Source organism: Telluria sp. LT1R51-2, assembly GCF_059685775.1.
Genome location: NZ_JCASIM010000001.1, coordinates 3124213 through 3136941, shown reverse-complemented (window position 1 = coordinate 3136941; position 12729 = coordinate 3124213). Strand labels below are relative to the sequence as shown.

Genomic DNA, 12729 nt, shown 5'->3' with positions numbered 1-12729 from the left:
ATTTCAGATACTAAATTCAGGAAGGAACGAACATGGCGCTCCACCCCGTAGTCGAACAGGTTACCAACCGCATCATCCAGCGCAGCGGCCCGTCGCGCGCTGCCTATCTGGCGCACCTCGAGGCCGCCCGCATCCAGGGCGTGCAGCGCGGCGCGCTGTCGTGCACGAACCTCGCCCACGGGTTCGCCGCGTTCCCGGCCAACGACAAACTGAAGCTGCGTGAAGTCAAGCAGCCGTCGGTGGCCATCGTTTCTTCCTACAACGACATGCTGTCGGCGCACCAGCCGTTCGAGGGCTATCCGAAGATCATCAAGGACGCCGTGCGCGAAATCGGCGCCGTGGCCCAGTTTGCCGGCGGCGTACCCGCCATGTGCGATGGCGTCACGCAGGGCCAGCCGGGCATGGAACTGTCGCTGTTCTCGCGCGACACCATCGCCATGGCCACCGCCGTCGGCCTGTCGCACAATATGTTCGACGCCAGCCTGTACCTGGGCATCTGCGACAAGATCGTGCCGGGCCTCCTGATCGGCGCGCTGCACTTCGGCCACATCCCGGGCATCTTCGTGCCGGGCGGCCCGATGACGTCGGGCTTGTCGAACAAAGAGAAGGCACGTGTGCGCCAGCTCTACGCGCAGGGCAAGGCCACGCGCGAAGAACTGATGGAATGCGAAGCCGCGTCGTACCACGATGCCGGCACCTGTACCTTCTACGGCACCGCCAACAGCAACCAGATGCTGATGGAAGTGATGGGCCTGCACCTGCCGGGCGCCGCGTTCATCACGCCGGGCACCGAACTGCGCGACGCGCTGACCAAAAGCGCAGCGCGCCAGGCAGTGGCGATCTCGCAGCAGGGTGGCACCTATATGCCGATCGGCCGCATCGTCGACGAGAAATGCATCGTCAACGCCATCGCCGCGTTGCACGCGACGGGTGGCTCGACCAACCACACGCTGCACCTGGTGGCGATCGCGCGCGCGGCCGGCATCGTCATCGACTGGGACGACTTCGACCAGCTGTCGAAAGTCGTGCCGCTGCTCACGCGCATCTACCCGAACGGCGAAGCGGACGTGAACCACTTCCAGGCCGCCGGCGGCCCGGGCTTCATCATCCGCGAACTGCTGGACGCTGGCCTGGCGCACGAAGACGTCAACACGGTGCTGGGCCACGGCCTGCGCGCCCACTGCAAGGAGCCCTTCCTGGGCGAGGATGGCAAGACCATCTGGCGCGACACGCCGGCCCAGAGCGGCGACGAAACCGTGCTGCGCCCGGCGTCGAACCCGTTCAGCCCCAACGGCGGCATGGTGCTGGTGCAGGGTAACCTGGGCCGCGCCGTGATGAAGATCTCGGCCGTCAAGCACGACTACCACGTGATCGAAGCACCGGCGATCACGTTCGATTCGCAGGAAGATTTCATGGGCGCCTACAAGGCCGGCCAGCTCAATCGCGATTTCGTCGCGGTGGTGCGCTTCCAGGGCCCGCGCGCCAACGGCATGCCGGAACTGCACGCCCTGACGCCAGCCCTGTCGAACCTGCAGGATGCCGGCTTCAAGGTGGCGATGGTCACCGACGGCCGCATGTCGGGCGCGTCTGGCAAGGTGCCGGCGGCGATCCACGTGTCGCCAGAAATCCTGGCCGGCGGCCCGCTGGGTCTCGTGCGCGACGGCGACATTATCCGCGTCGACGCCACCACCGGCACGCTGCAGGCGCTGGTACCGGCCGAAGAGTGGGCTGCGCGCAAGCAGGCCACGACCGACCTGACCAAAAGCCACATCGGCATGGGCCGCGAACTGTTTACGATGTTCCGCGCCTCGATCAGCGCCGCGGAGCAGGGCGCGGCGACGTTCCCGCTGCCGTCGCCGATCCCCACCATCGTGCCGCTGCACGAAGGCCTGGACGCCAATGAAGTCGTGCCGGGTTCAGACGAAGACTTTCTCTTTAGGACGCAGAAATGACCTTACTTGAAATTATGCGCTCGGCGAGCGTGATCCCTGTCATCGCCATCGACGATCCGGCCCACGCCGTGCCATTGGCCAGGGCGCTGGTCGCCGGCGGCATCCGCGTGCTCGAAGTCACGCTGCGCACGGAACACGGCCTGGGCGCGATCCGCGCCATGAGCGAAGTCGAAGGCGCCATCGTCGGCGTAGGCACGCTGACGTCGCCCGAAGAATTCGTCGCCTCGCGCGACGCCGGCGCCGTGTTCGGCGTCTCGCCGGGCCTGACGCCAGCGCTGATCGCCGCCGCCAAGTCGAGCGGCCTGCCGCTGCTCCCGGGCGTGATGACGCCATCGGAAGTGATGGCCGCGCGCGAAGCAGGCTTCCGCCAGGTCAAGCTGTTCCCGGCCATGCAGGCAGGCGGCGTGGGCATGCTCAATGCGATCCGCGGCCCGCTGTCGGACATGACGTTCTGCCCGACCGGCGGCATCACGATCGAGACCGCACCGGCCTTCCTGGCCTGCAAGAACGTCGCCTGCGTGGGCGGTTCGTGGCTCACGCCGAAGGACGCGATCGAGGCCGGCGACTGGGCCCACATCACCGCGCTGGCCAAAGCCGCCGCAGCGCTGCGCGCCAGCTGACTGGCGGCGGGCGACGTATCGTGCGCTCGTCCTTTCGCCTCTTAAGCGAAGGTGAAATCAGGTTGGCGTCGCTGTTGTTCGGCGACGCCGTCGATGTCACGCGCGTGCGGATCCACAACCGCCGCTACATGCCGTTCCAGCCACGGAACTGCTGCATGACGCCCAACGGCAGCATGTATTTTCACCACTCCTGTTTTCTCCCCGACTATGCGCGCGGCGATCCGCCTGCGATCCACTGGTTCATGCACGAGATGGTACACGTCTGGCAGCATCAGCTCGGGTATCCGGTGCGACTGCGCGGCGCGTTCCGGATCGGGCTATCCTATGGCTACACGCTGACCGAAGGTTCGACGCTGGAGGACTTCAATATGGAAGCGCAGGGGGATTTGCTGGCGGATTACTTCGTGCTCAGGCACTTGCGCCGGCCGGAGGCGATGCGCCAGCAGCGCTACCGCGACAGCCTGGCGTTGTATGAAAAGGTATTGGCGCTGTTTCTGGCCGATCCTGCCAGCCGCGCAAGCTTGCCGCGTGGGCCTGCGCGCTGGCTGGCTGCATGATGCGCCCGTTTTCCGTGGGCGTGATGCTGGCTGCCACAGTCCTGTGCGCACCCGCGCTGGCCAGCACCTGCTTTGGTAATAGCGGGAGCGGGCGCATCGAAGGGGCGGTGGCCCTGCCGCTTGCGGGCGCCAACTTCGCGGCCTATTCGGAACTCGGCCTCAAGCTTGGCCGCACCTACGTCCATGCGCAGGTACGTGACGTCGTGCTGGGCGCATATTCGACACTGTCCCGCAGCACACCGGACGTGCAGTACGTCTACGGCGAGACCGGCCTGCGCACCGGCGGACCGATGCCGCCCCATCGCACGCACGAGAACGGGACATCGGCGGACTTCATGGTGCCGGTGCGCGGCCGTGATGGCCGGCCGGCGCAGTTGCCGCGGACCGCGCACAACCACTATGGGTACGATCTGGAATTTGATGATGCAGGCAAGCTTGCGGACTTGCGCATCGACTTCGCCGCCATTGCCGCGCATCTGGCGCAGCTGGATCTGGAAGCACGGCGCCATGGGTTCGGTATTGCGCGCGTCATTCTGGCGCCTGAGTACATCCCGAAGGTACTGGCCACACCGGCAGGTCAGCATTTCAAGTCGCTGCCGTTCATGAAGACCCGGCCCTGGGTTCGGCATGACGAGCATTACCACGTCGATTTCGCGGTCAAGTGCGCCAGGTAGAGGACCGCACGTCAGCAGCACGATCGCAACAGCCCGGGCCTGTTTGAGCGCGCAATCGCGTGAGCTTTTGGTGACCGGCACGCTCAAAACGTATGCCGCAACCCGATATTGAAAGCCCGGTCGCCCGAACCCGCCTCGGCATTGTTACCTACCGTATAACCAGCCCCGTTCCGGTTGTCGATCATGCCGTACGACGTATAGGCACTGGTCCGCTTGGACAGCATGTGGACATAGCCAACCGCATACTGGGCCGCATCCTGGTTCAGCGCGGTCTTGTCATTCTTGCGAATGTACGACGTCATGATGGTGCCAGCCGGACCCATCGGGATGGTGGCGCCGATCAGCGTGTCGTCGCCTTTCAGGCTGGGGGTAAATACCTCGCCATACGGCAAAGGCGTGGCATTGTTCAGCGGTGCGCTGTTCAGGCCCTCATCGGTGCTGTAGGCAAAGAACACCTTGATCACCTTGAAATCGACATTCGCGACGAACAGCGTGTTGCGGCCGTTGTCCAAACCCCTGACGCTGGCGCTGTCGTTGTTGCGGTGGTTGTGCGCCAGCCGGGCGTTGATCGGGCCTTTGGCGTAGCTGATGCCGACGTTGTACTGGCGCCCGGCGTTGCTGCTGCCGCTGATTTCGCCTGGTGCATACAGCACTTCCGCGGTGAAGCCGTTCTTCACGGGCGTCGTGTAGATGATCGCGTTGTTCGCGCGCAGATTGGCGCCCGCCACCGGGAACAGGTTTTTCGCGCTGCCCGACAGGCCGCTGCCGAAGGGATCGCCGACCTGGCCAAGGGCGTTGTAGGTCAGCGTGTACTGGCGGCCGATGGTCAGGCTGCCGACTTCCTTGCTTTTCAGGCCGACGAAGGATTGGCGGTTGAAAGCCTGGCTCGATGAGGCCAGCGCGCCGGTGTCGATCGATATGCCTGCCTCGAGCACGAACAGCGCCGAGACGCCTGCGCCAAGATCTTCTGAACCGCGAAATCCCAGGCGCGACGCAGACGCCACGCCGCTGCTGACCTTGGTAACGTTGCCGGCGGCGCCGCCGCGCTCGTTGACGATGCCGGCGTCGGCAACGCCATATACAGTCAGATTCGTTTGCGCCAGCGACGCGTTGCTGGCGCCGATACCGGCGACAGCGAGCATGGCGATCGAAATCACCGTCAGTTTTGTCATGCTTGTCTCCTGCTATTGTTGTAGGTGGGTCGAGCCGCGGTCTTCTTGCCGGTTACAGTTCCATATCGAGCAGCATCGAGCTGAGCGATTTGCCATGGGCGTCCAGGGCCAGGGAGCGCGTCACGCCGCCGCCCAGCGCCTGCTGCATGACGAAGTTCATGGCGCCCAGTTGCGGCAGCAGGTAGCGGGTTACCTCGCCATGCACGATGCCGGCGAAATGCCGGCGTACCCGTTCGGCGGTGACCTGCTGTTCCAGCAGTGCGTAATCGGCCGCGTGAAACGCGATCAGGGACAGGTTGGAGATGTCGCCCTTGTCGCCGGCGCGCGAATGCGCGATGTCGCGAAGTTTCATGTCAGGTTTCCTCGAAATGGATCACTGGGCTGACCTGCGCGGCAGGCAGCAGCGTGGAGCGGATCGCGATCACTTCGCGCGCCGATCGGGTGGCCCCGCCGCCGCCCGCCGGCCCGCAGGTGTACAGGGTTTCGACTTCGTTGCCGATGCGGATCGCTTCTTGCAGGCTTGTGGTGCGGCCGATGACGCGCAGCCGCACCTCGCGCGGTTCGGCGTCGCCCGGCATGTCACGGTCGCCATGCAGCGCATTCACGCCGATCAGGTCATAGCGCACCTCGGTGAGTGCGACGCCCGTGAGTGCGAACCGTTCGGCGACGATCGCCTGCGCCAGGCGCGCGCGCGCCAGTGCGCCGGGTCCCGCGTACGAGATCTGGCCTTCGCCGATGTAGCTGTCGATGTAGCCGATCGATACTTTCAGCATGCCGCTGCACGGATGGCCGCTGGCGCCCTGCAGGCTGACGCGGTCCGGTGCGCACTCGGTCATCGTCACCGCCGAGAAATCAGCCACGACGTCCGGCGTCTGGTAGGCGGCCGGGTCATGGATTTCGTACAGCAGCTGCTCGGTGCAGGTGGCGCGGGTCACGTAGCCGCCCGAACCGGCCACCTTGGTGATCTCGACGCTGCCGTCCTCGCCGATCACGGCGAGCGGGAAACCCAGCCGCGCCAGGCCTGGTACGTCCTTGACGCCGGGGTCGGCGAAGTAGCCGCCGCACACCTGGCCGGCGCATTCGAGCAGGTGCCCGGCCAGCGTGCCCTGGCCCAGGCGCTGCCAGTCGTCCATCGCCCAGCCGAAGGCGTGGATGGCCGGCGCGAGCACCAGCGCCGGGTCGGCAATACGGCCGGTGATGACGATGTCGGCGCCTTGCGCCAGTGCGTCGACCAGCGGCTGCGCGCCCAGGTAAGCATTGGCTGACAGCAGCCGGCTGCCCAATGCCGCCACCGGTTCGCCGGTGTCGTCGAGGTAGTCGCCCTGGCGCAGCTGTTCGAGGACGTCGTCGCCCGTGATGGCAGCGATCTTCAGGTGGCCAAGGCCGAGCGAGACGGCGATCTGCCTGGTTTTGGCGGCCGCCGCGAGCGGGTTGGCCGCGCCCATGTTCGTGATGATTTTGATGCCCCTGTCGGCGCAGGGCTTCAGCACTGCCAGCATGCGCGCTTCGAGCAGCGGGTCGTAACCCAGTGCCGGATCCTTCATCCGGGCTTGCTGAGCCAGGGCGATGGTGCGTTCGGCCAGGCATTCGAACACGAGGTAATCGAGGTCGCCATGCTCGGCCAGTTCGAGCGCCGGTTCGATGCGGTCGCCCGAATAGCCGGCGCCGCAGCCGATGCGTAGGGTTTTCATGGTGCAGTCTTTCGAAAGGGTCAATGGGTTCGTCAGAACGGGAACAGCCCGATCAGCGCGGCGACGCAGGTCATGAATACCGTGGTGGCGAACAGGTAGGGAATCGTGAAGCGCTGGTGTTCCCCGAGGTCGATGCCGACCAGTCCGACCAGCAGGAACGTGGCCGGCGTCAGGGGGCTGACCGGGAAGCCGGTGGTCATCTGGCCCATCAGCGCCGCTTGCGCCAGCTGCACCGGCGGCACGCCGAGCGCCGTGCCGGCTTCGGCCAGTACGGGCAGCACGCCGAAGTAGAACGAATCCGGATCGAAGATCAGGCTCAGTGGCATCGACACCAGGCCGGTGACGAACGGCAGGTGGCTGGCCAGACTGGCCGGGATGCTGGCAGCGAGCAGCTGGGCCATGGCGGTGAGCATGCCGGTGCCCTTCATGATGCCGGTGAAGACGCCGGCCGCGAACAGGATACTCGCCATCATCAGGGCCGCCTTGGCATGCGCATCGACGCGGTTACGCTGTTCGGCGACGTCCGGGTAGTTGATCAACAGGGCCAGCACGGTGCCGAACATGAAGCAGGCCACCGGATCGAGCACGTTGGAGATCATCGTGCCCAGGACAACGATCACGAGCAGCACGTTGGGGATGAAGCGGCCCGGCCGGCGCAGCTTCAGCTGGGCTTCGTCGATTTCCTGCACGTGATAGTCGGGGGCACCGGAGCCAGAGCCCGCACTGGCCAGCATGGCGCCGGTCAGGCCCAGGCGCCGCTGCTCGCGCACGCCCATCATCCACGCGCAGCCAAAGACGAACAGCATCCCGGCGATCTGCACCGGCACCATCGGCAGGTAGAGTTCGGACATCGGCAGATGCAGCGCCGCCGATGCGCGCAGGGTCGGGCCGCCCCACGGCAGCGCATTGGCCACGCCCGCCGACATGGCGACGACGCAGGCCAGGATGCGCTTGTCCATCTTCAGCTTGATATACAGTGGCAGCATCGCTGGCACCACGACCAGGAAGGTCACCGCGCCGGAACCATCGAGGTGAACGATCGCCGCCAGCACGGCGGTGCCGAGGGTGATGCGGGCCGGGTGGTTGCCGACGATCTTGAGGATGCGGTTGACGATCGGATCGAGCATGCCGGCGTCGGTCAGCACGCCGAAGAACAGGATGGCAAACACCAGCATGCCGGCGATCGGCGCGATGGCCTTGATGCCATCCGTGATGTAGGTGCCGATCTCGGCGCCGAAGCCGCCAATGAGCGCTGTGAGCACCGGGATCGCAATCAGCGCGACAAGGGCGGACATCTTCCTGCCAAGGATCACGAACAGCAGGGCGAAAATAGTAAGAAAGCCGAGGAAGGCCAGCATGAAAGTCTCCAATTTATTGTATGTGCTGATCGATGCAGCACTTGAGCCCATTCTGGGGGGCCTTGGTTTTTGTTGTAAAATGGATTTTTCCGATTGATTGTGCGGCTTTTTCGATAAGTGGCAGGCGCGATGCTTCCAAATATCTCTACCAAGCAGTTGCAGGCGTTCCTGGCGCTGGAGCAGCACCGGCATTTCACCCAGGCGGCCGAGCGCTGCCATCTGTCGCAATCGGCGTTCAGCGCCGTGATCCAGAAGCTCGAGGCGACCGTCGGCGCCAAGCTGGTCCAGCGCGACACGCGCAACGTCACCCTGACCACCGAAGGCGAACTGTTCGTGGAAGTGGCGCGCACCTTGCTGGCCGACCTCGACGCGGCTTTCACCGACATGGGCGACTTCATTGCGCGGCGCAAGGGCAGGGTGGCGCTGGCCGTGCTGCCATCGCTGGCGGCCAACGGCATACCCGAGGTCATCGCACACTACAAGGCCACCTATCCCGGGATCACGGTGCAGCTGTTCGATGCGCTGTCGGACCAATGCCTGCACCTGCTGCGCCAGGGCAGGGTCGATCTGGCGTTGACGGCGCCCGGTGCGAACCTGGCTGAATTTTCAACCCGCACCCTGTGCAGCGATCCGTTTTTCTTTGTCTGCCGGCGCGATCATCCGCTCGCACGCAAGCGCAAAATCCGGATGCCGGATCTGGTGGGCTGCGAGCTGATTCATCTTGCGCCATCGACCAGCGTGCGCCAGCACGTTGACCAGCTGACGCGGGGGCTGGCCGTGCGCCATTCCGGCCTGGAGGTCGAACACCTGGCCACCGTAGCGGGCCTGATCGGGCAGGGACTCGGGGTGAGCCTGGTGCCGGAGCTGACGCTGTTCCAGTTCCGCAGCCTGGACCTGATTGCCATTCCGCTCGATGCGGCGGCCGTGGTGCGCCCGATCCTGATCGTCCAGCGCAAGGACCGGGCGTTATCGAACGCCGCGCAGGGCATGCTCGAACTGATCGAGGCGCGGCTGTCGGCCAATGGCAGGCAGCGTGGTGCGAAGCCGGTCGATGCGGGGTTGGGCCTCTAGCCAGCGCCCCGACGCGGCTTGTCAGGCGACGGCGTTTTCTGTCAACCCGACTGGCCTGGCTTTCTTCGTACCGGCGCGTGCCGGCGCTGGCGCGCGCAGTGCCAGTGAGCGGCTGGCGTCAGGGCGGGGCGCGTCTTCCTGACCCAGGTTGAACACGCTGACCAGCTGCGCCAGGGTCGTCGCCTGGTCCTGCAGCGCCGCGGATGCTGCCGCTGCTTCTTCGACCAGTGCCGCGTTCTGCTGCGTCACGCCATCCATCTGCGTGATCGCCTCGTTGACCTGTTCGATGCCGGTGCTTTGCTCGGCGCTGGCCGACGCGATCTCGGCCATGATGTCGGTCACGCGCCCGATGCCCTGCACGATTTCCTGCATCGTCGCGCCGGCTTCACCGACCAGGCGTTCGCCGGCATCGACCTTCTGGACCGAGTCGATGATCAGGCCGCGGATCTCCTTGGCTGCGGCGGCTGAGCGCTGCGCAAGGTTGCGCACTTCGCTGGCCACGACCGCGAAGCCGCGGCCCTGTTCGCCGGCGCGCGCCGCTTCGACTGCCGCATTCAGGGCCAGGATATTCGTCTGGAAGGCAATGCCGTCGATGACGGCGATGATGTCGCCGATCTTCTTCGACGAGGCATTGATCGACGCCATCGTCGAGACCACCTGCGACACCACCTGACCACCATGCGCCGCGATCTGGGATGCGTTCTTGGCCAGGACATTGGCCTCGCGCGCATTCTCGGAGTTCTGGCGCACGGTGCTCGTGAGCTCTTCCATCGAGGAGGCGGTTTCTTCGAGCGAGCTGGCCTGCTCCTCGGTGCGTGAAGACAAATCCATATTGCCCGACGAAATCTGACGCGACGCAGTGACGATGTTTTCAGTCCCGGTACGCACTTCGGTCACGGTCTTGCGCAGGCTCGTGCTCATCGTCTTGAGCGCATCGAGCAAGTCCCCGACTTCGTCACGCGATTCGGCGCGGATTTCAGTTGTCAGGTCGCCGGCGGCGACCTGACGCGCCAGGCCCACGGCGCGCCGGAGTGGCGTGGTAATGCTACGCGCCAGCATCATCCCGAGCACGATACTGACGACCAGCCCGACCACTGCCAGTACGATCAGCGAGCGGCGTGCAGACTGGTCGAGAACCTCGATATGATCATTGGCATTCTTGAACAGCATCTGCTGGAAGGCCGCGACTTTATTGACGCTCTCGGTGTAGGCGAGCATCGCCGGCATCACTTTTTGTTCAAAGTGTGACTGGACCTGTGGATTGTCCAGGCCCAGTTCCCGCTTGAGCTTGTAAGCCGCATTGCGCGCGTCGAGGTAGGTCGTGCGACGTGTTGCCACGGTGGCGATCAATGCCTTGCCTTCGTCACTTTTAATCAGCGATTCCAGCTCGTCCTGCACCTTGCTCACGTTGGCGCTGACCGCCTTCATTTCCTTCTCGTGGTAGGCCTCGTCATCGGGCGAGGTGCTCTTGAAGCGGGCGATGGTACTGACCCGGTTGACCGCCACACCCTGGCGCCATTCCGTGGCCAGCATGAATTTTTCAGAGGCCTCCGACATCTCTGTCTTCGCATGTGAAATCTGGAAGAGTTGCCATAGTGCGTTGCCTGCCATGAGGGCCATGAGGCCCACGATAATGGCGAGCGTCGCACCCAGGCGGGTGCCAATCTTGAGGTCCTTGATGTTCATTTCTATTCCATTCCTGACAATAGGGGAGACGATCGTGGGGGCCTGAAGATAAGCTTACTTACAGGCAACCCCTGTTGCAGAATAATCCCTGATCGAGGCGTATTGACAGCGGAAATGAAAAATTCGTCGAATGTGTTGCTGAGAGTAAACGAAATAATATGTGAACATTACCTTGGGCAGGTAACGCGCATAATGACGTTGTAAAGATCGTTATTTCAGGCGCCGCAACGGGCCAGGGCGGCCCGTTGTGGCAGACAGCATCAGGCGATGGCGTCTTCTTCGTCCTCGATCCGCTCCACATCACTGCGCGATGGCGCGGCGCGGTGTACAGCCAGTGAACGCCCGGCCACTGTCGGCCGCGCAGCCTGGCGCATAGCATCCGGCCTGCCATGACCGACATTGAACACGCTGACCAACTCCGCCAGCGTCGTCGCCTGCTCCTGCAGCGATGCGGCCGCCGCTGCCGCTTCTTCCACCAGCGCCGCATTTTGCTGCGTCACGCCATCCATCTGCGTGATCGCTTCGTTGACCTGCTCGATACCTGTCGACTGCTCGGCGCTGGCTGACGTGATGTCCGCCATGATGTCGGTCACGCGCCCGATGCCCTGGACGATTTCCTGCATCGTCACGCCGGCTTCATCCACCAGGCGGCCACCGGCCTCGACCTTCGTGACCGAGTCGCTGATCAGGCCGCGGATCTCCTTGGCCGCCGCGGCCGAGCGCTGCGCGAGGTTGCGCACTTCGCTGGCCACGACGGCAAAGCCGCGACCCTGTTCACCGGCGCGCGCCGCTTCCACTGCCGCATTCAGGGCCAGAATATTGGTCTGGAACGCGATGCCGTCGATGACGGCGATGATGTCGCCGATCTTCTTCGACGAGGCGTTGATCGAGGCCATCGTGGCCACCACCTGCGACACGACTTCACCGCCATGCGCCGCGATCTGCGAGGCATTCTTGGCCAGCACATTGGCCTGGCGTGCATTGTCGGCGTTCTGGCGTACGGTGCTGGTCAGTTCTTCCATCGACGACGCTGTCTCTTCGAGCGAGCTGGCTTGCTGCTCGGTACGCGACGACAGGTCGAGATTGCCCGAGGCGATCTGCTGCGATGCGGTAACGATGGTCTCGGTGCCGGCGCGCACTTCGGTGACGGTCTTGAGCAGGTTGTCGTTCATGGTCTTGAGCGCCAGCACCAGGTCGCCCACTTCATCGCGCGATTCGGCGCGGATATCCGCCGTCAGGTCGCCCGAAGCCACCTGGCGCGCCAGGCCCACTGCATGCGCCAGCGGACGCGTGATGCTGCGCGTGAGCAGCCAGCCGCAGGCTGCGCCGATCGCCAGCGCGGCGATGCCCAGGCCGATCAGGATGCGCGTTGCCGACACGACGATGGCGTCGATGCTGGTGTCCGCATTGGTAAACAACAGCTCCTGGTACGCCGCGAGTTTTTCGATGGTGGCGACGTAAATGCGCATTTCAGGGATGACCTTGGTCTCGAAGAAGGCCTTGACCTCGGCGCTGTCGGCGCCAAGCGCGCTCTTCATCTTGAAGCCCTCGTTGCGCATCACCGAATACTTGGCGCGTTCGGTCGCGATGTCCGCCAGCAGCGCCTTGCCTTGTTCGCTCTGGACCAGCGATTCGAGTTCTTTCTGCAGCTTGCCGGCCTTGTCGCTGATGACTTTCATCTGCGCGTCATGGTACTTCTCGTCGACCGTATCGACACTCTTGTATTTGGCGACGGTGCTGACACTGTTGGTGACGGTACCCTGGCTCCACTCCTTGGCCAGTTTGGCACGGTAGGACGTTTGCGCCATGGTCTGCTTGGCGTCGGCGATCCGTTCGAGCTGCCAGAAGGCGACGCCCAGCATCAGGACCATCAGGGCGAGCACGGCGGCAAAAGCGCCGCCAAGGCGAACGCCTATTTTGAGATCGTTGATTTTCATAGTATCCGTTC

General features: G+C 64.4%; 11 protein-coding genes. 5 read left to right on the top strand and 6 right to left on the bottom strand.

The features are described from left to right. Positions 1 to 32: 32 nt before the first annotated feature. The 4 genes from edd to AC56LH_RS13850 are packed head-to-tail and all read left to right on the top strand — an operon-like array spanning position 33 to position 3803. Positions 33 to 1952: a phosphogluconate dehydratase gene (gene edd, locus AC56LH_RS13865; RefSeq protein ID WP_499646917.1), complete on the top strand. Its 1920-nt coding sequence runs from the start codon at positions 33 to 35 to the stop codon at positions 1950 to 1952. After that, the gene (gene eda / locus AC56LH_RS13860) at positions 1949 to 2572 is read left to right on the top strand and encodes a bifunctional 4-hydroxy-2-oxoglutarate aldolase/2-dehydro-3-deoxy-phosphogluconate aldolase (RefSeq protein ID WP_343025066.1); all 624 of its coding nucleotides are present in this window, start codon (positions 1949 to 1951) and stop codon (positions 2570 to 2572) included. The genes edd and eda overlap by 4 nt, the downstream gene beginning before the upstream one ends. 20 nt (positions 2573 to 2592) lie before the next feature. Next, complete coding sequence (locus AC56LH_RS13855) at positions 2593 to 3129, top strand: Rhs element Vgr protein (protein ID WP_499646906.1); 537 nt, start codon at positions 2593 to 2595, stop codon at positions 3127 to 3129. After that, entirely contained in the window at positions 3126 to 3803 is a 678-nt protein-coding gene (locus tag AC56LH_RS13850) for a penicillin-insensitive murein endopeptidase (protein WP_499646904.1), read from the top strand. The genes AC56LH_RS13855 and AC56LH_RS13850 overlap by 4 nt, the downstream gene beginning before the upstream one ends. A gap of 83 nt (positions 3804 to 3886) precedes the next feature. Here AC56LH_RS13850 and AC56LH_RS13845 read toward each other — a convergent pair whose 3' ends face one another. From AC56LH_RS13845 to AC56LH_RS13830, 4 genes are read right to left on the bottom strand one after another with little or no spacing between them, the layout of a single operon-like run. Next, on the bottom strand, positions 3887 to 4975 hold the full coding sequence (locus AC56LH_RS13845; RefSeq protein ID WP_499646902.1) for a porin: 1089 nt from the start codon (positions 4973 to 4975) through the stop codon (positions 3887 to 3889). A gap of 52 nt (positions 4976 to 5027) precedes the next feature. Beyond that, positions 5028 to 5327, bottom strand: coding sequence for an AtuA-related protein (locus AC56LH_RS13840; RefSeq protein ID WP_499646900.1), 300 nt, complete (start codon positions 5325 to 5327; stop codon positions 5028 to 5030). 1 nt (position 5328) lies between these two features. Further along, positions 5329 to 6666: an acyclic terpene utilization AtuA family protein gene (locus tag AC56LH_RS13835; RefSeq protein WP_499646898.1), complete on the bottom strand. Its 1338-nt coding sequence runs from the start codon at positions 6664 to 6666 to the stop codon at positions 5329 to 5331. Between the two features lie 32 nt (positions 6667 to 6698). Continuing rightward, positions 6699 to 8024 carry a CitMHS family transporter gene (locus AC56LH_RS13830; RefSeq protein ID WP_499646896.1) on the bottom strand — a complete coding sequence of 442 codons (1326 nt, stop codon included), beginning with the start codon at positions 8022 to 8024 and terminating at the stop codon, positions 6699 to 6701. A gap of 129 nt (positions 8025 to 8153) precedes the next feature. Here AC56LH_RS13830 and AC56LH_RS13825 point away from each other — a divergent pair, with 129 nt between their 5' ends. After that, positions 8154 to 9095, top strand: coding sequence for a LysR family transcriptional regulator (locus AC56LH_RS13825; RefSeq protein ID WP_499646894.1), 942 nt, complete (start codon positions 8154 to 8156; stop codon positions 9093 to 9095). Positions 9096 to 9116: 21 nt separating this feature from the next. On the opposite strand, the gene AC56LH_RS13820 is transcribed toward AC56LH_RS13825, so the two are convergent. Together AC56LH_RS13820 and AC56LH_RS13815 are read right to left on the bottom strand one after the other, a co-directional pair. After that, positions 9117 to 10781, bottom strand: a complete 1665-nt coding sequence (locus AC56LH_RS13820) for a methyl-accepting chemotaxis protein (RefSeq protein WP_499646892.1) — start codon at positions 10779 to 10781, stop codon at positions 9117 to 9119. A 260-nt stretch (positions 10782 to 11041) separates the two neighbouring features. After that, positions 11042 to 12718, bottom strand: a complete 1677-nt coding sequence (locus AC56LH_RS13815; protein ID WP_499646890.1) for a methyl-accepting chemotaxis protein — start codon at positions 12716 to 12718, stop codon at positions 11042 to 11044. Between the last annotated feature and the right edge of the window lie 11 nt (positions 12719 to 12729).